27 protein-coding genes are annotated in these 24,842 nt (G+C 44.1%); 21 read left to right on the forward strand and 6 right to left on the reverse strand.

Features of this window, described 5'->3' with window-relative positions:
* Positions 1-134 (reverse strand): winged helix-turn-helix transcriptional regulator (locus DXD06_RS12830; RefSeq protein WP_147343632.1); only part of this gene is annotated, 134 nt, incomplete at its 3' end.
* Between the two features lie 130 nt (positions 135-264).
* Here DXD06_RS12830 and DXD06_RS12835 point away from each other — a divergent pair.
* Positions 265-774, forward strand: coding sequence for a nitroreductase family protein (locus DXD06_RS12835; protein ID WP_055067323.1), 510 nt, complete (start codon positions 265-267; stop codon positions 772-774).
* 183 nt (positions 775-957) lie between these two features.
* Here DXD06_RS12835 and DXD06_RS12845 read toward each other — a convergent pair whose 3' ends face one another.
* Positions 958-1,461: a hypothetical protein gene (locus DXD06_RS12845; protein WP_330418205.1), complete on the reverse strand. Its 504-nt coding sequence runs from the start codon at positions 1,459-1,461 to the stop codon at positions 958-960.
* Between the two features lie 150 nt (positions 1,462-1,611).
* Positions 1,612-2,262 carry a DUF6198 family protein gene (locus DXD06_RS12850; RefSeq protein ID WP_055067324.1) on the reverse strand — a complete coding sequence of 217 codons (651 nt, stop codon included), beginning with the start codon at positions 2,260-2,262 and terminating at the stop codon, positions 1,612-1,614.
* Positions 2,263-2,516: 254 nt separating this feature from the next.
* Here DXD06_RS12850 and bsh point away from each other — a divergent pair, with 254 nt between their 5' ends.
* The 7 genes from bsh (at position 2,517) to DXD06_RS12885 (ending at position 8,588) form a co-directional block, all read left to right on the forward strand.
* The gene (bsh, locus tag DXD06_RS12855; RefSeq protein ID WP_117832289.1) at positions 2,517-3,491 is read left to right on the forward strand and encodes a choloylglycine hydrolase; all 975 of its coding nucleotides are present in this window, start codon (positions 2,517-2,519) and stop codon (positions 3,489-3,491) included.
* A gap of 40 nt (positions 3,492-3,531) precedes the next feature.
* A complete protein-coding gene (locus tag DXD06_RS12860) occupies positions 3,532-4,278 on the forward strand; it encodes a zinc ribbon domain-containing protein (protein WP_117832292.1) in 747 nt (248 codons plus the stop codon).
* 258 nt (positions 4,279-4,536) lie between these two features.
* The gene (gene thiS, locus DXD06_RS12865; protein WP_117832294.1) at positions 4,537-4,764 is read left to right on the forward strand and encodes a sulfur carrier protein ThiS; all 228 of its coding nucleotides are present in this window, start codon (positions 4,537-4,539) and stop codon (positions 4,762-4,764) included.
* A gap of 199 nt (positions 4,765-4,963) precedes the next feature.
* On the forward strand, positions 4,964-5,734 hold the full coding sequence (locus DXD06_RS12870) for a thiazole synthase (RefSeq protein ID WP_022046362.1): 771 nt from the start codon (positions 4,964-4,966) through the stop codon (positions 5,732-5,734).
* An 11-nt stretch (positions 5,735-5,745) separates the two neighbouring features.
* Positions 5,746-6,999, forward strand: a complete 1,254-nt coding sequence (gene thiH, locus DXD06_RS12875; protein WP_055261678.1) for a 2-iminoacetate synthase ThiH — start codon at positions 5,746-5,748, stop codon at positions 6,997-6,999.
* Positions 6,986-7,549 carry a thiamine phosphate synthase gene (locus DXD06_RS12880; protein WP_330418206.1) on the forward strand — a complete coding sequence of 188 codons (564 nt, stop codon included), beginning with the start codon at positions 6,986-6,988 and terminating at the stop codon, positions 7,547-7,549. Before thiH ends, DXD06_RS12880 begins: the two co-directional genes overlap by 14 nt.
* 148 nt (positions 7,550-7,697) lie before the next feature.
* A complete protein-coding gene (locus DXD06_RS12885) occupies positions 7,698-8,588 on the forward strand; it encodes an alpha/beta hydrolase (protein WP_117832296.1) in 891 nt (296 codons plus the stop codon).
* A gap of 78 nt (positions 8,589-8,666) precedes the next feature.
* Here DXD06_RS12885 and pdxT read toward each other — a convergent pair whose 3' ends face one another.
* Both pdxT and pdxS read right to left on the reverse strand, forming a co-directional pair.
* On the reverse strand, positions 8,667-9,212 hold the full coding sequence (gene pdxT / locus DXD06_RS12890) for a pyridoxal 5'-phosphate synthase glutaminase subunit PdxT (protein ID WP_117832298.1): 546 nt from the start codon (positions 9,210-9,212) through the stop codon (positions 8,667-8,669).
* A 2-nt stretch (positions 9,213-9,214) separates the two neighbouring features.
* A complete protein-coding gene (gene pdxS / locus DXD06_RS12895) occupies positions 9,215-10,093 on the reverse strand; it encodes a pyridoxal 5'-phosphate synthase lyase subunit PdxS (RefSeq protein WP_022046358.1) in 879 nt (292 codons plus the stop codon).
* Between the two features lie 235 nt (positions 10,094-10,328).
* On the opposite strand from pdxS, the gene DXD06_RS12900 reads away from it, so the two are divergent.
* The 6 genes from DXD06_RS12900 to DXD06_RS12925 all read left to right on the forward strand — a co-directional run bounded on the left by DXD06_RS12900 (position 10,329) and on the right by DXD06_RS12925 (position 15,201).
* Positions 10,329-11,129 (forward strand): lysophospholipid acyltransferase family protein, encoded by an 801-nt coding sequence (locus tag DXD06_RS12900; RefSeq protein ID WP_022046357.1) that lies wholly within the window; start codon positions 10,329-10,331, stop codon positions 11,127-11,129.
* Positions 11,126-11,962: a glycosyltransferase gene (locus DXD06_RS12905; protein ID WP_117832300.1), complete on the forward strand. Its 837-nt coding sequence runs from the start codon at positions 11,126-11,128 to the stop codon at positions 11,960-11,962. Before DXD06_RS12900 ends, DXD06_RS12905 begins: the two co-directional genes overlap by 4 nt.
* A gap of 44 nt (positions 11,963-12,006) precedes the next feature.
* Entirely contained in the window at positions 12,007-13,818 is a 1,812-nt protein-coding gene (locus DXD06_RS12910; protein WP_158569538.1) for a glycosyltransferase, read from the forward strand.
* 134 nt (positions 13,819-13,952) lie between these two features.
* Entirely contained in the window at positions 13,953-14,297 is a 345-nt protein-coding gene (locus DXD06_RS12915) for a PadR family transcriptional regulator (RefSeq protein ID WP_022046354.1), read from the forward strand.
* 1 nt (position 14,298) lies between these two features.
* The gene (locus DXD06_RS12920) at positions 14,299-14,739 is read left to right on the forward strand and encodes a DUF1700 domain-containing protein (RefSeq protein WP_158569539.1); all 441 of its coding nucleotides are present in this window, start codon (positions 14,299-14,301) and stop codon (positions 14,737-14,739) included.
* A gap of 21 nt (positions 14,740-14,760) precedes the next feature.
* A complete protein-coding gene (locus DXD06_RS12925; protein WP_022046352.1) occupies positions 14,761-15,201 on the forward strand; it encodes a hypothetical protein in 441 nt (146 codons plus the stop codon).
* A 29-nt stretch (positions 15,202-15,230) separates the two neighbouring features.
* Here DXD06_RS12925 and DXD06_RS12930 read toward each other — a convergent pair whose 3' ends face one another.
* On the reverse strand, positions 15,231-16,034 hold the full coding sequence (locus tag DXD06_RS12930; RefSeq protein WP_117832306.1) for an AraC family transcriptional regulator: 804 nt from the start codon (positions 16,032-16,034) through the stop codon (positions 15,231-15,233).
* A 191-nt stretch (positions 16,035-16,225) separates the two neighbouring features.
* Between DXD06_RS12930 and DXD06_RS12935 the strand changes: the two genes are divergently transcribed.
* The 7 genes from DXD06_RS12935 to nadC all read left to right on the forward strand — a co-directional run bounded on the left by DXD06_RS12935 (position 16,226) and on the right by nadC (position 24,840).
* Positions 16,226-18,235: a beta-galactosidase gene (locus DXD06_RS12935; RefSeq protein WP_117832308.1), complete on the forward strand. Its 2,010-nt coding sequence runs from the start codon at positions 16,226-16,228 to the stop codon at positions 18,233-18,235.
* A gap of 310 nt (positions 18,236-18,545) precedes the next feature.
* On the forward strand, positions 18,546-18,731 hold the full coding sequence (locus DXD06_RS12940; protein ID WP_055261692.1) for a PspC domain-containing protein: 186 nt from the start codon (positions 18,546-18,548) through the stop codon (positions 18,729-18,731).
* Between the two features lie 40 nt (positions 18,732-18,771).
* Positions 18,772-20,079, forward strand: a complete 1,308-nt coding sequence (locus DXD06_RS12945; RefSeq protein ID WP_117832310.1) for an alpha-amylase family glycosyl hydrolase — start codon at positions 18,772-18,774, stop codon at positions 20,077-20,079.
* Positions 20,030-21,166, forward strand: a complete 1,137-nt coding sequence (gene mutY, locus DXD06_RS12950) for an A/G-specific adenine glycosylase (RefSeq protein WP_330418207.1) — start codon at positions 20,030-20,032, stop codon at positions 21,164-21,166. The genes DXD06_RS12945 and mutY overlap by 50 nt, the downstream gene beginning before the upstream one ends.
* 325 nt (positions 21,167-21,491) lie before the next feature.
* A complete protein-coding gene (locus DXD06_RS12955; protein WP_117832314.1) occupies positions 21,492-22,505 on the forward strand; it encodes a glycosyltransferase in 1,014 nt (337 codons plus the stop codon).
* Positions 22,506-22,592: 87 nt separating this feature from the next.
* Positions 22,593-23,951, forward strand: coding sequence for an L-aspartate oxidase (locus DXD06_RS12960; protein ID WP_117832316.1), 1,359 nt, complete (start codon positions 22,593-22,595; stop codon positions 23,949-23,951).
* A gap of 28 nt (positions 23,952-23,979) precedes the next feature.
* Entirely contained in the window at positions 23,980-24,840 is an 861-nt protein-coding gene (nadC, locus tag DXD06_RS12965; RefSeq protein ID WP_117832318.1) for a carboxylating nicotinate-nucleotide diphosphorylase, read from the forward strand.
* The last annotated feature ends 2 nt before the right edge of the window (positions 24,841-24,842 follow it).

The raw sequence follows: 24,842 nt of genomic DNA on the forward strand, positions 1-24,842 counted from the left end.
ATAGCTGGAATTTTTTTGTGGATTTGGTTATACCTTAGCGTGTTGTTGCCAAGATGATACAATATAACGGCTTTATATTTTCCACCAATTTTAGATATCGTTGCATCAACAGGACAATTATATTTGTTTTGCATTTTTACATTTTACACTTTCTTTTTAGTTAGTATATTACAAAAAAGTACGTTCTTGTCTTTTTTATATCGAATCCATTATAATCAAATTGTCTAGACAATACAATCATAATTTTAAGGAGATTATACAGAAATGAATATTTTAGATATTGCAAAACAGCGTTTTTCAGTAAGAAACTATCTGACTAAAGAGATTTCACAGGAGACATTGGAGACAATTTTAGAAGCAGCTCATGTAGCACCAACCGCAGCAAATATGCAGCCTGTTAAACTATTGGTTGTAAAAAGCGATGAAGCAAAAGAAAAACTGGCAAAGGCAGCCAATATTTACAGTGCTCCAGTTGCAATCATTGTGTGTGCAGATACGGATAAAGCATGGACGCGTCCATTTGATGGGATGAAAACAACGGATATAGATGCGTCAATCATTACCGATCATATGATGCTTACAGCTACAGAACTTGGCTTGGGCTCTGTTTGGATTTGTTACTTTAAACCAGATGTGATAAAAGAAGAATTTAAACTTCCGTTGGGACTTGAACCAATCAATATATTGGCGATTGGATATACGAATGAGAAAGCAGATGCAAATAGACATGAATCCCAGCGTATACCAATGAAAGAATTTGTTTCATTCCTTTAATATAAAAATTATATATCAGCTCAAATTGCAGATGTAACAGAAAAGAGCATATCTGAAATTGAGAAAATTGTAAAGAAAGAGCCAGCAATGGCGTAAATATCATTAACGAAATAATAAAAAATAAGAGACGGCAAATCGTCAACAAGTTGTTGATAATTTGCCGTCTTTGTTGGTATATGGGAGTTATTCCTCTTTTTTTCTAGCCCTTGTCTTATAGACATTATACTGATTCTTGCATTTCGGAGAGCAGAATTCATTTCCCTTACGGCTTGCGATAAATGCCCTGCCACAGTGCTTACACAGCTTCATATCGCAGTCAGAATCCGTAAGCATAAAAGAAAAGCACATCTGGATCATGACGAGCAGGGAATGGAAGTTCCATACGATAACAGGGGCATTTTCCGCTAATGCGATATGGTAAGTCGGGGATATGCCGCCAAATGCAGACATACCCTGACGATATAGGTTTTTTGTCTGTTCATCCAGACTGTCATAGTCCATATAGTATAAGAAACTTGTGGTAAAGGTAAATGCCCAGTCGGAAAATTCTTTCACCAGCCAGTCATAGCGTTCTGCATATTCCTTCTGAAAACTCATCGTAACAGCCTGTGGATTCTTTCCCGTTGCAAGTGCGATTGCAATGCCATTCCGCATTGGTGGTGATGAATTTGTTGTATTTGCCGGCATGACACAAAAACAGGTTGAGTCAACCCTGCTCGAATTAAAGCATACAACAGAGAAGTAGTCTGGGACAAAGGTTGACAGAGTGAGTATCTCTGTTGGATATGCTCTTACGGAAGACCATAAAGAATTTTCTATTGAGGAGCTTGTGTATCATTAAGACAACAGGGAAACAAATTCCACGCGCTGATCCATCCAGTTCCCGATAATTGCAATTCCTTTTCCCATGGTAAAAGCTGCAACAATGGTTCCGATGCCAAGTCCCATGATATGTCCAAGACAGAAGAACGTCATACATGCGGTAATAACCAGACAGGTTACATCAAAACCGATTTTGATGCGGGCATAGGGAACCTTTGTGATGTCTGCGGCTTCCCGCGGAAACAGATCGGTTGGGATGATCGGTAGTTTGCAGCGGTTTGACAGCGCAATTCCAAAACAGATGATAAGATAACTCAATACAAAGTAGAGGATGCGAAGTGGTATATTCAGCGGCAGCCGCGTAATCCACAGTTCATGCAGATCCATCATCTCTCCAAACGCAAACCCTACAACAAAACTAAATAAATAGGATGGGACAAATTTTTTTCGCATAATCATTAGAATGCAGATCAAAAGTCCCTGAAACAGGTAAGTCCAGGTGCCGAGTGTCAGTTTCGGGAAAACCTGTTGAAACGCATACGGTACGCTTGAAATGGCGGAGATTCCGGAGCCGGACTGAAGCATCAGAAGGACACCGAGGCTGTTAATGATAACGGCAAGGACAAGTGCTGCCTCACCACGTAAGATTTTTTTCTGTTGTTTCATGATAATAGTGCTCTTTTCCGATAGATTTTGTATGCATTGCACACGGTTGCGATTATAGTCCTTTTTTCACAGATTTTCAAGTGTGGGTTATGTAATGGATGCATTTCCAGTGCAGAAGGTAACCGATTGTGGAGAGATTGCGTAAAACAGAATAAATTCTGATAAAATTTCTTGCAAAGTAGGTTTCCTTGTGGTATATGGTATTAAAACGGTTAAACTATGGAAACAGAAACGAAGAAAAGAGGGCAATCACAATGTGTACAGCAGCAACATACAAGACAACGGATTTTTATTTTGGACGTACCCTGGATTATGAATTTTCCTATGGGGATGAAGTGGCAGTCCTGCCACGGAATTATGCGCTTACCTTCCGGCATATGGGTGTATTAAAAGAGCATTATGCGATCATCGGTATGGCATATGTAGTGGGCGATTATCCACTGTATTATGATGGAATCAATGAAAAAGGACTGGGTATGGCAGGGCTTAATTTTGTCGGCAATGCCGTGTATCAGAAAATTGAAGAAGGGCGGGAAAACATCGCACAGTTTGAATTTATCCCATGGATTTTAGCACAGTGCGCTTCGGTTTGTGAAGCAAGAGAAAAGCTGGAGAAGATGAATCTGGTAGGAACACAGTTCAGTGAGCAGCTTCCGGCGGCACAATTACACTGGATGATTGCGGATGAAAAGGAATGTATTGTAGTAGAATGTATGGCGGATGGATTGCATATATATGACAATCCGGCGGGAGTTTTGACGAACAATCCGCCATTTCCGCAACAGATGTTTTTGTTGAATCAGTATATGCATCTGTCATCGAAGCAGCCGGTCAATGCGTTTTCCAAGCAGCTTCCTCTGGAGCAGTACAGCCGCGGCATGGGAGCACTGGGCTTGCCGGGGGATTTGTCTTCTGCTTCACGGTTTGCCCGTGTGGCATTCACCCGGCTGCATGCGATGTCGGGTGAATCCGAAAAAGAGAGTATCAGTCAGTTTTTTCATATTTTAGGTTCGGTGGATCAGCAGCGTGGCTGCTGTGAGGTGGCAGATGGCAAATATGAGATTACGTTGTATACTTCCTGCTGTAATGCAACAAAGGGTATTTATTACTATACGACATATGAAAATCATCAGATTACTGCTGTGGATATGCATCGGGAGAATCTCGATGGGGAAACGCTGGTGCATTACCCAATTGTGACAGGAGAACATATTTTGTGGCAGAATTAAAAGGGTGACATACACGAGGAGATGGAAAGGGAAGTTTGAAATGAAATATATTCCGTTAATCATAATATTACTTCTGATTCTGGCAATTTTGGTTTTGATTTTTTACGGAGTGTACCGTGTGAAACGTTTTTCCAGACAATTGTTTGGCACAGATGATATTTTGCAGGGCGTAAAAAAAGCGCAGGAAGATCTGTCAACAACACCGCGTTCGGTATCGGCAATGACAAGAATTGCCCTGCCGCAGATCGTTTCCGATTTTCCGGATTTTGAGTACAATGAAATGAAGCAGCGTGCAGAAAATGTCCTGATGCAGTATTTCGAGGCAGTAACGGCACAGGATGTAACAATTTTACAGGAAGGAAATGAAGATTTGAAAGAACAGCTTCGTTCGCAGATTCGCGCATTGGTCTCACAGGAAAAATGGGAACATTTTACGCAGGTAAAGATTCATCAGACGGAGATCGCCCGGTATCGGAAAGAAGCTGGCCGTTGCATCGTGACATTCCAGTCGGCGGTGGAAAGTTTTCATTATGTGACAGATGCAGCACATGCCGTGGTGCGGGGATCGGATCATATCTTAGAGCAGAGCCGCTATAATGTTGATCTGGTTTATATTCAAAATCGTGACCTTGCCAAAGGAAATACCGATGGAGCGCTTGGAGTCACATGTCCGAACTGTGGTGCGCCGATCACAAATCTCGGTGCAAAATTCTGTGAGTATTGCGGAGCAGGGGTTGTGGAGTTGAATGTACATGCATGGTCATTTGAGAATATTGAGGAAGCATAACTGTTTTGTATTTATTTGCAAGCATAGGTGAAATTGTTTTTAGTCTGCTTGCGTTTGCTGTGATATTGTGTTAAAGTACATATTGTTCTGAATATGAGAACCAGAGAGTGATGACAGAAGTCACACGAAGGGGTACACCACCGCGGGTGTAGCTTTCTTTGTGTGGCTTTTTTTGTTGCAATAATAAGTGATTGCGAAACTTTTTCCAGATTCTTCCGTAATCGCCTAAATAATTTCAAAATAAAAAGGAGGTCTTACATGGTACATATCAATGGAAAAGACATAGATGTGGCAGGGCAGTCCCTGATGGATTTTTTAAATGCAAATGATTATGAGATGGGTACGTTTGTTGTGGAATGCAATGAAGAGATTATTCATAAAGAGGATTATAAAACATATATCCTCAGGGATGGTGATGTTATAGAAGTTGTCCAGTTTATGGGGGGTGGCTGCGGTACATCTCTGATGTATCGCTCCATGATGTAGCGTCGGTCCATTTGCGAAGCAAATTTTTCAAATCATAGGAAATTCCTTCCTATGATTCAAAAACGCTCCGCGGGGATGCGCAGCTCGCGGAGTTGAGGGTTATGTTGAACATACCGCTCGCGCGCGAAAGTGTGCGGTCAAGCGCACACTTTATTTAAAGAAAAATACCAGAGAGAATACAAGAAAGAAGGAAGAAAAAATGAAGAATGACACATTTACATTAGGAGGAAAAGAATTCTCCTCGCGTTTTATTTTAGGATCAGGAAAATATTCCATGGAGCTGATCAAGGCTGCCGTTGAAAACGCCGGAGCACAGATTATTACATTAGCAGTGCGCCGCACCAACACAAAGAAAAAAGAAAACATTCTGGACTTTATCCCGGATAACGTAACATTGCTTCCAAACACTTCAGGTGCAAGAGATGCAAAAGAAGCAGTCCGCATTGCGCGCATGGCAAGAGAACTTGGATGCGGAGATTTCGTAAAGGTTGAGATTATGAAAGACAGTAAATATTTGCTGCCGGATAATGTGGAGACCGTAAAGGCAACCGAAATGCTGGCAAAAGAAGGATTTGTGGTACTTCCATACATGTATCCGGATCTGTATACCGCACGTGATTTGGTCAATGCCGGAGCCGCAGCTGTTATGCCATTGGCGTCTCCGATCGGTTCTAATAAAGGTTTGGCAACGAAAGAATTTATCCAGATTCTGATTGATGAGATTGATCTGCCGGTAATTGTGGATGCCGGAATCGGAAGACCTTCCCAGGCATGCGAGGCAATGGAGATGGGAGCTGCCGCAGTTATGGCAAATACCGCAATTGCAACAGCAGGAGATGTCCCGGCCATGGCGGGTGCATTCAAGGCAGCCATTGAAGCTGGAAGAAGTGCATATCTGTCGGGACTGGGCCGTGTACTTGAGCGTGGTGCTTCCGCAAGTGATCCACTGACCGGATTTTTGAGAGACTAGGGGGCGAAATCATGGCTGAAAATCAATTTTTTATTGACTCCGATAAGTTAAGCGAAGCTGCACTGGAGCGCAAACATAAACTGGAAACCGATCCGTCGAGCAGAACGAACCATATGGAATATATGCCGGGGATGGAACAGATCGATCCAACCATAAGAAATAAAGTCCTTTCCGAGATGGACAGTTACGATTACAACAAATATACGGCAAGAGATGTGCAGAATGCATTAGAGCATGAAACCTGCAGCGTTGAGGATTTTAAAGCATTGCTTTCGCCAGCCGCAGAACCGTTTTTGGAGCGCATGGCACAGCGTGCAAAGATCGAGACAGGCAAGCATTTCGGAAATACGGTGTATCTGTTCACACCGCTTTACATTGCAAACTACTGCGAGAATTACTGTGTGTACTGCGGATTTAACTGCTACAACGACATTCATCGTAAGAAACTGACTTTTGAGGAAATCGAGCATGAGATGAAAGTCATTGCAGACTCCGGCATTGAGGAAATCCTGATGCTGACTGGCGAGAGCCGTGCGCAGAGTGATGTCGAGTATATCGGGGAAGCCTGCAGGCTGGCAAAGAAATATTTCCGCAATATCGGTCTGGAAATTTATCCGGTCAACAGTGATGAATACCGGTATCTGCATGAATGTGGTGCAGATTATGTGACCGTATTTCAGGAAACCTATGACAATGTGAAATACGAAACCCTGCATCTGATGGGACATAAGAGAGTATTCCCTTACCGCTTTGAGGCACAGGAGCGTGCGTTGATGGGCGGCATGCGTGGCGTTGGATTTTCTGCATTGCTGGGGCTTTCTGATTTTCACAAGGATGCACTGGCATCGGCATTGCACATTTATTATCTGCAGCGCAAATATCCGTATGCGGAGTATTCTCTGTCCTGTCCGCGTCTGCGCCCGATCATCAACAACGATAAGATTAATCCACTGGATGTGCATGAGAAGCAGTTGTGTCAGATTCTGTGTGCGTATCGTATTTTTCTGCCTTATGTCGGTATCACCGTTTCTTCCCGCGAGCAGAAACATTTCCGTGACGGTATTGTAAAGATTGCAGCAACAAAAGTTTCGGCAGGCGTATCCACAGGAATTGGTGATCATGAGAGTAAATATACGGGAAAGGATACCGGAGAATCCGGAGATGAACAGTTTGAAATCTCCGATGGCAGAAGCTTTGACCAGATGTATAACGATATGGAAAGCGAAGGTCTGCAGCCGGTGTTAAACGATTATGTCTATGTATAGAAAGATTTGTGTGACGAACCGCCATCTGGCAGAGCGGCCGTTTCTGGAACAGTTAGAGCGTGTGCTTGCCACGAAACCGTATGCCATGATTCTGAGGGAAAAAGATCTCACGGAAGAGGCATACGAAGAACTTGCGGGAAAAGTAAAAAAGTTGTGTGAAAACACGGACACCAGACTGATTCTGCACAGCTTCCCGGATGCTGCAATGCATCTGGGGGGTACGGCCATTCATATGCCGTTGCATCGGTTTATGGAGATGCCGGAAGAGCAAAAGCAAAAATTTCTGGTGCGCGGTGTCTCCGTACATTCGGTGGAGGATGCGCACCGGGCAGAACAATGTGGGGCAACCTATCTGACGGCAGGGCATGTGTTTGTGACTGATTGTAAAAAAGGACTGGCACCGAGAGGACTTGATTTTTTGCATGAGGTGTGCAGCTCTGTGAAAATTCCGGTATACGCAATTGGCGGGATTCATGAAGAAAATATGGAAAGCTGCATCCAGTCAGGTGCAGCAGGCGTGTGCATGATGTCGGAATATATGAAAATCTGATACAGAAAAACGGATAACAAAGCGGTGAAAATATGATTTTCGGTATTTGTTTTTTATTGCTGAAAAAACCATCGTAACGTGTTATACTGGCAGAAGCATGAGGATAAATGTCAGGAAACATGAAAGAAGAGGTTACCAGTCAATAAAAATGAGTAACATACTGGAAAAACAGTTTTTAAAACAACGAAATGATTTTGAAAAATCCTGTGTGGAGAGAGATAAAAAACACCACTTTCCGCAAGGAGTGATTTTTGAAACAGATATCGCATATGCAAAGGATAAAAACAAAGCGCACCGTCTGGACAGATATCGTCCAAGAGGGAAAGAAGCGCAGATACTTCCGGTGATTATCAATGTCCATGGGGGAGGGCTGCTTCTCGGAAATAAGGAATTTAACAAGTATTTTTGTGCGCTGCTCAGTAAGAAGGGATTTCTGGTGTACAGCATGGAGTACCGGCTCATCCCGGACTGTACATTTTTTGATCAGCTGCGTGACATCTTTCTTGCAATGGATTTTGTAAAGGAACATGCTGCAGCAGACGGAGGAGATCTGTCGCATGTCTATCTTGTCGGGGACAGTGGCGGGGCCTGTCTGGCCACTTATGCAAATGCAATACAGAACAGCAAAAAAATAGCAAAGGCAGCGGGCGTAAAACCGTCTGAGCTTAAGGTGCACGCACTTGGTCTCATCAGTGGGATGTTTTATACGGCAAAATTTGATAAGATTGGTCTGTTTCTTCCGAAATATCTGTATGGAAAACAGTACAAAAAAGCACCATTTGCGGCTTATGTAAATCCGGAAAATCCGGAGCTGCTTTATGCGCTTGCACCGGCATGGCTGGTGACAAGCCATAACGATCATCTGAGAAATTACACGATCCGTTTTGAGAAGGCGCTGACAGCTGCAAAGAAAGAGCATGAGATTGTTGATTTTCCGAAAAACAAAAAACTGACGCATGCATTTTCTGTGTTTGAACCGTTTCTTCCGGAGAGTCATGCCGTTATTGATATGCTTACGGAATATCTCAGAAAATTTTGACATCGGAGTGGAAAAAACGGAATCAGATTTAGATAACAGAACAGGGAGATTGCAGCGAATGCTGCATTCTCCCTGTTTTTAGCTGATCATATCCAAAAACATCTGATGGATTTTCCGGTCGCTGTCGAGTTCCGGATGGAAAGCAATTGCGACCTGATTTCCATAGCGTACACCGACGATATGGTCATCGACTACTGAGAGAATCTCCACACCGTCCGATACACTCTCTACATAAGGGGCGCGGATAAAAGACATTGGAACCAGTCCGAGATCTTTAAATTCTGCCTTCGTATGGAAACTGCCGAGCTGGCGGCCGTAGGCATTTCTTTTTACCTGCATCGGGATTGTGCCAAAATGTTCCGGGGAGCCTAAAAGGATCAATCCGGCGCAGGTGCCAAGCACCGGCAGTCCATCAGTAATCTGCTTTCTCAGTGGATCAAACATTCTAAGTTCCCGGAGAAGTTTTCCCTGTACAGTGCTTTCCCCACCCGGCAGGATCAGTCCGTCATACGGCTGGTCTAGGTCTGCCGCCTGACGCAGTTCCACGGTCTTTACCCCAAGTTCTTCCAATACATGTTCATGTTCGATAAATGCACCCTGCAGGGCAAGTACTGCAACAGTCATGTTTATTTCCCTCTTTCTGCCATCAGTAAGGCGATTTCCTGTTCGTTGATTCCGACCATGGCTTCTCCAAGCCCGGCAGATAATTCTGCGATCAGTTTTGCATCGGTATAGTTTGTGACGGCTTTTACGATAGCAGCTGCACGCTTGGCAGGATTGCCGGATTTAAAGATTCCGGAACCGACAAAGACACCTTCTGCTCCGAGCTGCATCATTAAAGCAGCATCTGCCGGGGTAGCGACACCGCCGGCAGCAAAGTTAACCACCGGAAGTTTTCCGTTATTATGGACATAGACAACCAGATCATACGGTACCTGTAATTCCTTTGCTGCTTCGAAAAGTTCATCTTCCCGCAGGCTGACAACTTTTGCAATCTGGCTGTTGATCTTTCGCATGTGGCGGACGGCCTGTACGACATCACCGGTACCAGGTTCTCCTTTGGTACGGATCATGGATGCACCTTCACTGATACGACGGAGTGCTTCACCGAGATCTTTGGCACCGCAGACAAACGGAACCTTGAACTGGTGCTTATCGATATGGTAGACGTCATCGGCAGGAGAGAGCACTTCACTCTCGTCGATATAGTCGATCTCGATAGCCTCTAAAAGCTGTGCCTCTACAAAATGACCGATCCGGCACTTGGCCATAACCGGGATGGATACGGCTTCCTGAATGCCGCGGATCATCTGAGGATCGCTCATGCGGGAAACGCCGCCGGCTGCACGGATGTCGGCAGGAATCCGTTCGAGTGCCATGACGGCGCATGCGCCAGCTTCTTCTGCAATTTTTGCCTGTTCTGGTGTGGTGACGTCCATAATTACGCCACCTTTTAACATCTGTGCAAGGTTTTTATTTAATTCATACTGTTCTGCTGTGCTCATCGGTATTCTTCTCCTTTTTTGTTAAAATTTGTTTTATGCCGGTCATTATAGAACTTGATTGGATATATGAAAATAGCCAAAATAAATATTTATTATAAGACCAGAACGACAAAACAACGTTAAATGATATAAAATCACATGATGTAGTAATAAAAACCATATAATATAGTAGACATGCGATGACAAATGGTGTAATATGATGTGTGACATAAAAGGAGTAGAAAACGGAGGCGGGATGAAGCTGAAACAGCGCACGATTTATTATCAGGATGAACTGCATGACGAGTTTGCCGGAGATCATATTAAAGCAAAACATATTGGACAGGATTACCGGTATATCCGGGTGCGTCCGTTGGAACGTATGCTGCACGGATTCTGGTATGGCATAGTTGCAATTCCGCTTGCACGTCTTTACATGAAACTGCATTTTTCACATAAAATAATAAACAAAGAAGTGTTAAAGCAGGCCGGAAACAGTGGATTTTATCTGTATGGGAATCATACACATTTTCTGGCGGATGCGCTGATACCAACGCTGGTAAATCATCCGCGGGAAACGGCGGTGATCGTGCATCCGAACAATGTTTCCATGCCGGTGCTGGGGCGGATTACACCATATCTTGGGGCACTTCCGCTGCCGGATGACAGAGGTGCCATGAAACATTTTCTGGAGGCATTGACCTGGCATACCGATTGTGGAGATTGTATTATGATCTATCCGGAAGCACATATCTGGCCGTTTTATACCGGAATACGGCCGTTTCCTGATACATCATTCCGCTATCCGGTGCAGCAGAAACTTCCGGTTTTCTGTCTGACCAATACTTATCAGCGCAGGGGAAAGTCTCACATTCCGCAGATCGTAACGTATCTGGATGGGCCATTTTATCCGGATGCAGAATTGCCTGCAAAACTGCAAAAAACGCAGCTGAGGGATCAGGTGTATGAAGCCATGGGAAAACGGGCGCAAAACAGCAATATGGAAATGATTCGTTATATAAAAAAAGACACTGACAGGGAGAAATCATTCATATGAGAAATATTCTTTTTTGTGGAAACAGTAAAGTATTTGATGGTGTGCTTACATGCATGTTGTCTGTTTTAAAAAGAACACATGCAACAGATCCGTTCTGTTTTTATATTTTCACAATGGACATGACGCGGATCAGACCGGAATATACGCCGATCAGCGAAGATATGACAGATTTTCTGGAGCGCGTTGCAAAAAAATTTCATCCGCAGAACCGGGTGATTTCGGTGGATGTAACAGTATTATATGAGCGTTATTTCGGAGGATGTCCGAATGAAAGTGCTTATTGTTCGCCATATACACTTTTGCGCCTGCTGGCAGATCTGGTGCCGGGAATGCCGGATAAACTGTTGTATCTGGATGCGGATATTCTGTTTCAGAGAGATATCCGCCTGCTGTATGACAAGGATGTGTCACACGTGGAATATGCCGCGGCAAGGGATCATTATGGCAAGTATCTGATCTCCCCGGATTATATTAATGCGGGGGTATTGCTGCTTAATATGAAAAATATCAGAAGAACCGGTCTGTTTATGAAAGCACGGAAGCTGCTTCAGACCCAAAAACTCATTTTTGCGGACCAAAGCGCGATTATTCGCAGTACGCGTGCGAAAATGCTGCTCCCGCAGAAATTTAATGATCAGAAATTTTTACATAAACATACCGTTGTGAGACATTTTTCCAGGCGGCTGTTTTATCTGCCGTATCCGCATACGGACAACATCAAACAATGGGAGGTAGAACGGGTGCATACGGTATTTCATTACCACGCATTTGATGACATTTTAAAAGAGTATCTGTATTTAAAACATATTTACGAAAAAAGGAAACACATATAAATTGCTGCACCCGGATGAAGCGGATGCAGGGGAGGAGAAGGATCATGAAAGAGAAAATGAATAAAATACCGGTGTTTTACGCATGTGATGATAATTTTGTGAAATACACGATGGTTTCACTGCAGTCGATGATGGATCATGCATCCAAAGAGGTACAGTATGAAATTCATGTACTTCATACCAATATTTCGGAAGAAATGCAAAAGAAGATGTATGCTATGGAGAATGCAAATTTTTCTGTGCAGTTTGATCATGTGACGGAATATTTACATTCCGTACAGGAGAAACTTCCGCTTCGGGATTATTATTCCAAAACAACATATTTTCGCCTGTTTATCGCGGAAATGTTTCCGGAAATAGACAAAGCTATTTATATCGACAGCGATACGGTTGTGCTGGGGGATATTGCACAACTGTATGCTTATGATCTTGGAGATGCTTATGTGGGAGCGTGCAAGGAGCAGGTGATGATCCAGGAAGATGTATATGGCACTTATGTGGAGAAGGTGCTTGGGGTGGAACGCGACAATTATTTCAATGCGGGGATGCTGGTCATCAATTGTGAACAGTTTCGTAAAAATCACGTATTAGAGCAGTTTATGGAACTTCTCCCGATGTACAATTTTGTGGTCACTCAGGATGAAGATTATCTGAATCTGATCTGTCACAACAAGGTGTGCTGGCTGCCCCAGAAGTGGAATGTGGAAGTGTTCGGCCAGATCCCGTGCAGGGAAGAAGAAATCTGTGTGCTGCATTATATTATGGTCTCGAAGCCGTGGCATTACAGTGACTGCCGTCTGCAGGGATATTTTTGGGAGAGCGCACAAAAGACCAGTGTGTATGCCGAGATCCGTAAGGTGCTTGAAAGCTATACAGACGAAGAAAGAAAGCGGGATGCGGAGTCCTGTGACCGTCTGATGCAGACCGCAAAGGATGAGATCGCAAAGGAAAATAATTACCTGAATTTGGTGAAAGCAGGGAAATTAAAGTCCAAAGACCGCCTGGAAGTACTTGAAAAAATTGCTTTGTACGAAAGAGAAGGCCGTTTTGGGGAAGATGTGGAGGAAGATCCGCCTACCCGTGAGCTTCAGCCGTCTGAGATCGATTATCTGCGCAAAAAATTAAAGAGCCGTATCAAGACAAGATTGACTTACAAAGTAGCGCGGACATTTTTAAACAAGATCATTGAAAATAAACAGCTGATCATCAAGGATGTCATTGGAACGGAACATATGGATGCACTGACTTCCGGTGCGGTGATTACCTGTAATCATTTCAACGCATTTGACAGCTTTGCCATGCAGATTGCCTATGAAAAATCAAAACAGTGCAAAAAACGCCGGCTTTACCGTGTGATCCGGGAAGGAAACTATACGAATTTTCCGGGATTTTACGGAATGCTCATGCGAAACTGTTACACGTTTCCACTGAGTTCCAACCGCGATACGATGAAGAAATTTTTAAGTTCCATGGATACTGTGCTGCAGCACGGAGATTTCATGCTGGTCTATCCGGAGCAGAGTATGTGGTGGAATTACCGCAAACCAAAACCGTTAAAGAAGGGTGCCTATACATTTGCCGCCAAAAACCATGTGCCGGTGCTGCCTTGCTTTATCACCATGGAAGACAGCGACATCCTCGGCGATGATGGCTTTTATGTGCAGGAATACACGATACACATTGCAGAGCCGATTTATCCGGACCCACAGAAAACACAGGCAGAAAATGTGGATGCGATGCGCAGGAAAAATGCTGCTGTATGGAAACAGATTTACGAAGAGTTTTACGGAATTCCCCTGGTATATGATACTGCGGAAGCAGTGCAGTATGTGGGAAAACCGACCAATATCGCATAAGAACAGATACCAGACCGCCGGAGGATGCCTCCGGCGGTTTTTTCATAAGGGGATTGACAGAAAAGCAGTGTGAGAGTACTATACTACTTAGCAATGCTAAATAGCACCACTAAATAAAAAGAAAAGGGATGGGTATGGAAGAAAAGTATATACAGCAGTTTAAAAAGGGCGCATACGAAATGATCCTGCTTTCGCTGATCGCCCAAAAAGAAACATACGGTTATGAGATTCTGACGGAAATACAAAAACAGGGTGGTGAAATCTTTGCATTTGCCAAAGAGGGAACCATTTATCCGATCTTGTACCGTCTGACAAAGGCAGGACTTATCCAGTACCGCCTGGTGCCGGCGAAAGCAAACGGGGGCGAAAAAAAATATTATTCGCTTACCGGAGAGGGAAAAGATATGCTCGAAAAAATGAAAAATTTTTGGGAAAACTACAAGGATTGTGTGGATGGATTTATGAAAGGGGATGCGTAATATGAACAGAGAAACCTATATACGGAAAGTAAAAAAACAACTGGACTGTTCCGTGAAAGAAAAAGAGGAGATCGTGCGGGATCTTCAGGAGATTTTTGATTCTGGAAAAGAGCATGGAAAAAGCGAAAGCCAGATCATAAAACAGCTCGGAAAACCGCAGGCGTATGCACAGGCGCTCGGCTGTGGCAGACAGACCATGCCGCTGTCCGGAAAACGAAAAGTTGCTGTAGTGTTTTTGGCGGTGGGTGGACTGTTCTGTCTGTATGCACTGGGCGAAAGTCTGCGGTTTCGGATGCCGAAAAATGCCATTGGCGGTGGGGATGCGATGACGATGATCGTGCTGCAAAACTCGTCACCGGTAAACAGCAGCGAGATTTTTGGGGGATTGGCGGTCATCTGTATGGTTGCACTGGTTTTTCTTTTACGAAAGAGGAAAAAATAAGGAGAGGAATATTAAGAAATAATGGAACACATAAAGAAAAAACTAGCAGTAATTGTTGTGTTTTTCGCTGTTTTTATTGGAATTGTTACAATCTGGACAGTCCGAAAACAAAGCCAGCCAAAATTGACAGCGGTCACATGGAAATTGGAGGAAGAAGCGGATTTAGACGGCAACGAGCTTTCATCCTACGCAAAAGATCCTTCCAAAAGCAAGGTCGTTCTGACATTTAAAAAAGATCAGACCTATCGGTGCAAAAATCTTGAAAACAAAAAAATCTGGAAGGGAACATACACACTGTCGCGTACAAAATCGAAAGATACCTACATGCTGCATCTCGTTCCGGATCAGGGAACGGCATCGTACTATGGCGTGTACGGGACACGCGAGTATGAAGATGGTACCGGGCACATGTCGGTCATACTGACCACAAAAGACAAAATTTTATCATTCCTTGCAGAATAAGGAAAAGACAGCAATTCCGGCTGTTCCTTTTACTGTCTGCGGAACTGTGCGGGTGTCATGCCGGTAAGTTTTTTAAACATCACGATAAAATGGCTGGAATCTGTATAACCGACATCGTGTGCGATCTCCTGAATTTTGCGGTCACGGCGCATAAGCAGCAGCTCTTTTGCCTTGGTGATCCGGTAGTTTGTTAAATATTCGTAGACGGAGCAGCCTAGGTAGCGCACAAACAGGCGGGACAGGTATTGCGGGGATACATAGACCTGCCGGCATAACTTTTCGGCGGTCAGGTCTTCCATATAGTGTGTTTCGATCAGCCGCAATACGGGCTCAACATATTTTTCCCACAGGGGATCGCTGGTATTTGCGTGGAAAAATCCATTGGAAAACTGCAGCAGCAGTGCATAACAGTCGCAGGAAAGCTGGTGTGTATTGACTGGTGCTGTTTTAAAACGTGCTACAGCACGGTCGATTACAGCTTTGATTTCCAGAGCATTTTCCTTTTCTGTAAAAATTATGCGGTTGTTGCCAAGAATCTGCGGCAGATGTGCTTCCATTGTACCGCCAAATGTTGCAAAACACGTAATCCATGCAGAGGTGTCTGCTGCACGGTAAGCATGTGGGACATGCGGTGTGATCAGAATGCCGTGACCTTCGGGCAAAAAATATTCTTTTCCGTCAATTGTGAAAATGCCACAGCCTTCTTCTGTCTGCAAATAGTGATAGATTGGGTAACCTTGTGGACGGCTGAGCGCTTCCTGCAGCCAGTGGTTTCCAACGGAATCAAACTGGAATGGTTCTTTGCTGAGCGTGTTGCTGAAATAGATTGCCATGAGATACCTCCACTTCTTTTTTCTATGGAATCATAGCATATTTCAACAGAAAAAGAAATAGTTTCAAAATGTTATATAAATTGGTTTATCATGTTATACAAATGTAAAAGATTGTATCGTATAATAGGGAAAAATCAACGAAAACAAAAAATGAGACATAAATTCAGAATCGAAAAGAAAAGGAGAAAACTATGAGCACGCATTTTAAGAGAATCCTCTACGGAGGAGATTACAACCCGAATCAGTGGCCGAAGGATATCTGGCAGGAAGATATGCGCATTTTTAAGGATGCACACATCAATACCGCGACAATCAATGTATTTTCATGGGCAAAGATCCAGCCGTCGGAGCATGAATATTATTTTGATGAGCTTGACGAGATCGTGGATATGCTTTCGAAAGAAAATTACGATATCGTATTTGCCACGTCCACGGCAGCCCTTCCGGGATGGATGGTGCGTAAATATCCGGAAGTGATGTTTACCGATTATGAAGGAAGACAGCACAAATTTGGCGGCCGTCACAATGCCTGCCCGAATTCTTTTGTGTTTAAACATTATGCGCGTGAACTGGCATATAAACTGGCAGAGCGCTATGCAGACAATCCACATGTGACCTGCTGGCATGTCAGCAACGAATATGGAAACGAGTGTTTCTGTGAGAACTGTCAGAAGGCATTCCGTGTGTGGCTGAAAGATAAGTATAAGACAATTGATGCATTAAACAGGGCCTGGAATATGGAATTCTGGGGACATACCGTTTACGACTGGGATGATGTGGTACCGCCAAATGCGTTAAGTGACGGAATCGGAAGTGAAAAAACCGCTTTCGCAGGTATTTCCATTGATTATCGCAGATTTTATTCGGACAGCCAGTTAGCGTGCTTCAAGATGGAGCGCGACGCTATAAAGAGTGTGAAACCGGATGCATTTGTTACCACAAACCTGATGGGAACGTTTAAAGGACTTGATTATTTCAAATGGGCAAAAGAGATGGATGTTGTATCCTGGGATAATTATCCTTCCTATGATACGCCGTGGAGCAGCATTGCCATGACACACGATCTGATGCGCGGTTTAAAAAATGAGCCGTTTATGCTGATGGAGCAGACACCAAGCCAGCAGAACTGGCAGAAATACAATTCCCTGAAACGTCCGGGGCAGATGCGGGCACAAAGTTATCAGACACTGGCACATGGGGCAGACACGATCCAGTTTTTCCAGCTTCGCAGAAGTGTGGGCGGATGTGAGAAATTCCATGGCGCTGTGATTGCACATGCAGGAAGTGAAAATACCCGTGTTTTCCGTGAGGTGGCTCAGCTTGGCGCGGAGCTGGAAAGCTTTGGAGACCGTACTTTGGGATCACGCAATGAAGCGGAAGTCGGACTGATTTTCGACTGGGATAATTACTGGGCATTGGAGTACACCAGCGGTCCGTCCGAGGATTTAAAATATGTGGATCAGATTCATCAGTACTATCAGTATTTTTACAAAAAGAATATTGGTGTGGATATGATTCCTGTGGATGCGGATTTTTCAAAATACAAGATTGTTGTGGCGCCGGTGCTTTATATGGTAAAGGATGGAATGAAAGAAGCGCTGGAGAATTTTGTGAAAAATGGCGGTATTCTGATTACTACGTTTATGAGCGGAATTGTCGGACAGTCGGATAATGTATATCTGGGCGGTTATCCGGGACCGCTCCGCGAGATGGCGGGGGTATGGGTTGAGGAGATTGATGCCCTTGCACCGGAACAGAAAAATAAGGCAAAGTTTGCAGACGGCAGTACAGCAGCATGCGGTCTTCTGTGTGATCTGATGCATTTAGAGGGTGCGAAAGCACTTGCCTCTTATGAGGAAGATTTCTATGCGGGAATGCCGGCAGCATCGAAGAATACATACGGAAAAGGTACCACATATTATATTGCAACCCAGTTTGAGGAAGAAGGGCTTGCAAAGATTTTGGATCAGGCAGTCCAGGAGGCCGGAGTTTCATCCGTTATCCCGGAAGAAACCGGACTTGAAGTTGTCACACGCGTCAGTGATACCACGCGATTCTATTTTGTCATGAACTTTACGGATGAGGAGCAGATTCTGCCGGAGAGTCTGACCGGAAAGAAAGACATGATCAGCGGAAAGATGACAGAACACGGAATGAAATTGAAAAAATGGGATGTCCTTTTACTGGAAGAACATCTGTAAACAAAAGACAGCGCCGGAATCCGGGAAAGTGGATCCGGTGCTGTTTTTATTCCCGTTTAAAGTACAGGTTTGCATGGTATCTCTCCCCTCCTGGTAATCTTTTCATTATTTTCTTGATTTTATCACAGAACAGTTCATACAACATCGATCTATCTTGCAAATTGTTATGCATTCTTTTGATTTTGCAAAAATCCTTAAAGTTTTTTTAACCAGGCATGAACAGTTGAAGGGACAGTGGAAATTTTATTCAGGATTGTGTATACTGAAACTATCCTGACAATTGCAGATTTTCAGAAAAGAGGGAAATACTATGAAGAAAAGATTATACAAGAGCAGTACAGATAAAAAGGTTTGTGGAGTATGTGGCGGAATCGCAAACTATTTTGACGTAGATCCGACCGTGATTCGTCTGATCTGGGTGATCTTTACACTTGCGGGCGGCAGTGGACTGATTGCATACATCATTGCGGCCATTATCATGCCGGATGAAATGTAACATAAAATGATAGAAAGCCGAAAGGAGAATTAATAAATATATGTGGGCTTACGAAAGTGTTTTTTATCAGATTTATCCGCTTGGGTTCTGCGGAGCACCATTTGAAAATGACGGTGTGCTGGAACATAGAATTGAAAAAGTAAATGACTGGATTCCTCATATTAAAAAATTAGGGGCCGATGCCATTTATTTTTCTCCGGTATTTGAGTCGGACACACATGGATACAATACCAGAGATTATACAAAGATTGATACCCGCCTGGGTACAAATGAGGATTTCGCAAATGTATGTAACAATCTGCACAAAGAAGGAATCCGCGTGGTACTTGACGGTGTATTCAACCATGTGGGAAGAGGGTTCTGGGCATTTGAGGATGTCTTGAAAAACCGGGAGCAGTCACCTTATGTGAACTGGTTCGGACGCATTGCCTTTGACGGAAATTCCAACTACAATGACGGCTTATGGTATGAGGGATGGGAAGGAAACTATGATCTGGTCAAACTGAACCTGCGCAATGAAGAGGTGATCCAGCATATCTTTTCTGCCATCAAAGGATGGGTAGACGAATTTGATATTGACGGACTGCGGCTGGACGTGGCATATTGTCTGGATCATGATTTTGTGCGCAGACTGCGCAGTTTCTGTAATGAATTAAAACCGGACTTTTTCCTTGTCGGAGAGACACTGCATGGGGATTATAACCAGCTGATGAACGATGAAATGCTGCATTCGGTGACGAACTATGAGTGTTACAAGGGATTGTATTCCAGCTTTAACTGCATGAACATGTTTGAGATCAATCATTCACTGCTTCGTCAGTTCGGACCGGAAAACTGGACGTTATATAAGGGAAAACACCTGTTGTCTTTCGTGGATAATCATGATGTGACCCGTGTGGCCTCCATTCTGACCAATAAAAATCATCTGCCGCTGATTTACGCGCTTGCTTTTGGGATGCCGGGAATCCCATGCGTATATTACGGAAGTGAGTGGGGCGCAGAAGGACGCAAAGAAGATGGAGATCCGGCACTTCGTCCAGCGTTTGAGAAACCGGAGTGGAATGATCTGACAGAGTGGATTTCCAAACTGGCAGAGGCAAAGAAACAGTCCAAAGCACTGCAGTATGGAAACTTTATATCTAAAGTTCTGACCAATGGACAGTGCGTGTTTGAAAGAGAATGGGAAGGGGAACGCGTCTACGTTGCGATCAATGCGGCAGACAGTCCGTTTTATGCAGGATTTGATGCCGGAGCAGTGGAAGCCACCGACCTGATCACCGGAGAAAAAATTGCATTGAATGGTGGATTTGAGATTCCGGGATATCGTGCGTTTTTCCTGCGGGTGTAATATGGTAGCGGATTTTGAATTAAAGAAGCTGGTAAAGCCATTGCAGGACTGGTTTGATGGGCATGCCCGCGTACTCCCCTGGAGAGATGATCCGAAGGCATATAAAGTATGGATTTCTGAGATCATGTTACAGCAGACAAGGGTAGAAGCCGTTAAACCTTACTTTGCACGGTTTATGGAGGCGCTTCCCGATGTGGAGGCGCTTGCCGCGTGTCCGGAGGATCGTTATCTGAAACTGTGGGAAGGACTTGGTTACTACAACCGTGTCCGGAATCTGCATGCCGCAGCGGAACAGATTATGGAGCAGTATGGCGGGACAATTCCGGATACGGTGGAAGAACTGCTTCGCCTGAAAGGCATCGGAAGCTATACGGCAGGAGCGATAGCTTCGATTGCCTATAACCGGCCGGTTCCGGCGGTGGACGGGAATGTGCTGCGGGTGATTTCCCGTGTGTGCGCAGATGATTCGGATATCATGAAGCAGTCGGTTCGCAGTGCGATGGAGCGCAGCCTGCAGGCGATGATGGAAACGGAAGTAACGAATGGTCTGATTCCGCGCAAATTTAACCAGGCACTGATGGAGTTAGGCGCAATGGTGTGTGTGCCGAATGGGGCACCGCATTGTCCGGGATGTCCATGGTATGGATTCTGTGAGGCACGTCTGCAGGATAAAATTGACACGATTCCGGTGAAAACCAGAGCAAAAGCGCGCAGAATCGAGGAGCGCACGGTGTTTGTTATCCGGGACGGAGAACATGTGGCATTGCGCAAGCGGCCGGCGAAGGGGCTTTTAGCAGGCTTGTATGAACTTCCGAATGTTTCGGGTATCTTAGAGCAGCAGGAGGCTTTGGAATATGTGAAAAACCAGGGGTTTTCACCGATACGGATACATGCACTTGCACCGGCCAGACACATTTTTTCCCATGTGGAGTGGCATATGCATGCCTATGTGGTTCTCGTAGAAGAAACTACGGCACCAAAAGAAAATATTTTATTTACTGAGGCACAGAAAGCAGTGGAAAACTATGCAGTTCCCAGTGCTTTTTCCGCGTATTGGAATGCCATTAAGATGGAAATCAAAGAGTAAGCAAAAGAGCTGTCCGGACAGGACAGCTCTTTTTATGTGTTATGAGAAAAAATTAATCTCTAAAAAAGGGAGGACCTCGCGCCTTGCGGTGCGAGGATTATGAAAAAGAAAAAGTTTATTTCTTAGGTATGACTAAAGTATAGTTTGCAATTATGACGCCGGTGTGTGGAGTTTATGAGAGATTTGTAAATAAATTATGAACAAAAATAACAATGGAAAAAGATTAAGCAAATGTTAAGATAATATCTCTCGACTGTTTATAAATTCTCATTTATAATAGGTCTATCAATTATTTTTTCAGCAGGTTTGTACGAAGGGAAAACATATGAAATTATTAACATTTACAATACCGTGTTACAATTCACAGGATTATATGCGTCACTGCATTGAATCGATTCTTCCGGGAGGGGAAGATGTGGAGATTTTGATTGTGGATGACGGATCAAAGGATGATACCGCTGCGATTGCAGATGAATATGCCGAAAAATATCCAACGATTGTAAAAGCAATTCATCAGGAGAACGGGGGACATGGAGAAGCTGTGAATGCGGGAATCCGCAATGCAACCGGTTTATATTTTAAGGTAGTGGACAGTGATGACTGGGTAGACTGGAACGCTTATCAGGCGATTCTTGCAAAGCTTAGGGAGATTGCAGGGGGAAGTGTGGCACTTGATATGCTTCTGGCAAATTATGTATATGAGAAGGAAGGGGCAAAACACAAGCGGGTCATGCGTCAGACCGGTTTTCCGAAAGATCAGATCTTTACCTGGAGTGATGTGCGGCATTTTTATAAAGGACATTACATACTGATGCATTCCGTGATCTACCGTACAAAACTTCTCCGGGAATGTGGACTTGAACTGCCGAAACATACTTTTTATGTGGATAACATTTATGTATATAAGCCATTGCCGCATGTGCGGACGATGTATTATATGGATGTGGATTTTTACCGTTATTTTATCGGAAGAGAGGATCAGTCCGTCAATGAGAAGGTGATGATCAGCCGGATTGACCAGCAGATCCGTGTGAATAAGATCATGATTGACGATGTGGATCTGAATAAAGTGTCCAATTATAAATGTCGGCATTATATGATAAACTATCTGGAAATTATCACGGTTGTCACGACGGTTATGCTGCTGCGTTCCGGTACAGAAGAAAACCTTGAGAAAAAGCGTGAATTGTGGCGATATATCAAAAACAAGGATATCGGCCTGTTTCACCGCCTGCGCAGAGGCATTATGGGACAGACCATGAATCTGCCGGGAAGAAGCGGAAGAAAAATTTCGGTTGCGGCATATCGTCTGTCGCAAAAAGTGGTTGGATTTAATTAAAAAAGTTTACTGTCTTGTCACCTGTAAAGATATGTGCTATACTGCATGTCAAACACTATTGAAATATACATACAGAAGGTGGCAAAAATGAAAACAGATATTCTGATCGTGGGAAGTGGATGTTCCGGTTTATACTGTGCATTAAATCTTCCGCGGGAGAAACAGATTACAATTATTACAAAGTCAGATGTTAAGAGCAGTGATTCTTACCTTGCACAGGGAGGAATCTGTATGCTTAAGGATGACAGTGATTATGACAGTTATTTTGAGGATACGATGAAAGCGGGACATTATGAAAATGACCGGGAATCCGTATCGATTATGATCCGTTCGTCACAGGATGTGATTCATGACCTGATCGGATTTGGCGTGGATTTTGCCCATGACGAGAATGGCAATCTTGCATTTACCAGAGAGGGAGCACATTCGGACAAGCGTATCCTTTTTCATGAGGATATTACAGGAGAAGAAATTACAAGCAAGCTGCTTGCAGCTACCCGCAAGTGTCCGAATATTACCATATTGGAAAATACCAGGATGGTAGATATTGTGACGAAGGATAACTGCTGTTACGGAGCCGTAATCCGCAGGGAGGACGGTACAATTGAAACGGTGGAAGCGGAGCATACCGTCTGGGCATGTGGAGGAATCGGAGGATTATATCGTCATTCGACTAATTTCCGTCATCTGACCGGAGATGCCCTTGCACTTTCCATCAAACATGGAATCCGTTTGAAAGATGTGAATTATGTACAGATTCATCCGACCACATTCTATTCGCCGGACGAAGAGGAACGCAGTTTTCTGATTTCGGAATCTGTCCGCGGAGAAGGGGCAAAGCTTTATGACAAGAATAAGAAACGGTTTGTCAATGAGCTGCTGCCGCGTGATCTGCTGGCAGAAGAAATTTATAAGCAGATGGCAAAAGATGGAACAGATCATGTATGGGAAGATCTGCGTACCATTCCAAGAGAAGAATTGATGGAACATTTCCCGAATATTGTGGAACATTGCCGTGAAATGGGGTATGATGTAACCAAAGAATGCATTCCTGTGGTACCGGCACAGCATTATTTCATGGGTGGGGTATGGGTAGATCACGAAAGCCATACGTCCATGGAACGTCTGTATGCTGTGGGAGAGACGGCATGTAACGGAGTACACGGAAAAAACCGTCTGGCAAGTAATTCCCTGTTGGAAAGCCTTGTATTTGCAAAACGGGCGGCAAAGCAGATGAGTGAGCAGAAGGAAAAGATTTCCACAGCACCGGAACTGTTTGCGGCAATTGACCGGAGTATCTATGCGGATGCTGCAGCACTGGCGAGCCGGTATCATGAATATGTACGGGAAGCGATTATCGCGGCAGATGCAAAGATGCAGCAGGTACAGGATGCAAGGACAAAAGCAACGGTTGCATTTCGCAAGCAGTGTGCACAGGTCGGATAAAATAAAATAAGAAAATCAGGAGAAAAAGATGTACGATCAGGTAACTTTAAAATTAAATGTAGATCCATGGATTCTCAGTGCTTTAAAAGAAGATATCACAAGTGAGGATGTCTCCACAAACAGTGTCATGCCTCATCCACAGGCAGGAGAAGTGGATCTTATCTGCAAAGAAGATGGCATTATCTGTGGTCTGCAGGTATTCGAGAGAGTGTTTACCCTTCTCGATGAAAAGACAACCGTTGAATTCTTTGTGCAGGATGGAGCAGAAGTTCATAAGGGACAGCTTATGGCAAAAGTGCATGGCGATATCCGGACCCTTTTATGCGGAGAGCGTACCGCACTGAATTATCTGCAGCGTATGAGCGGAATTGCAACCTACACACATTCCGTGGCAGAATTATTAAAAGGAACCGGAATCAAACTTCTGGATACCAGAAAGACAACACCAAACAATCGTATTTTTGAAAAATATGCAGTAAGAATCGGTGGTGGAAATAACCACAGATATAATCTTTCCGACGGGGTATTGCTGAAAGATAATCATATCGGAGCTGCAGGCGGAGTAAAAGAAGCGATTGCTGCTGCAAAGGAGTATGCACCGTTTGTCCGTAAGATTGAGGTAGAAGTAGAAAATCTGGATATGGTAAAGGAAGCTGTGGAGGCAGGTGCGGATATTATCATGCTGGATAATATGGACACCGATGCGCTGAAAGAAGCCATCGCCTATATTGACGGACGGGCAGAGATTGAAGTTTCCGGAAATGTGACGAAAGAAAATATTGCAAGACTGACCGGGCTTGGCGTAGATTATGTTTCCAGCGGAGCACTGACACATTCGGCTCCGATCCTGGATATTTCTTTGAAAAATCTGCATCCGGTAGAAAATTAAAG

The sequence above is a fragment of the Roseburia sp. TF10-5 genome, assembly GCF_003462365.1.
Classification (GTDB): Bacteria; Bacillota; Clostridia; order Lachnospirales; family Lachnospiraceae; genus Roseburia; species Roseburia faecis.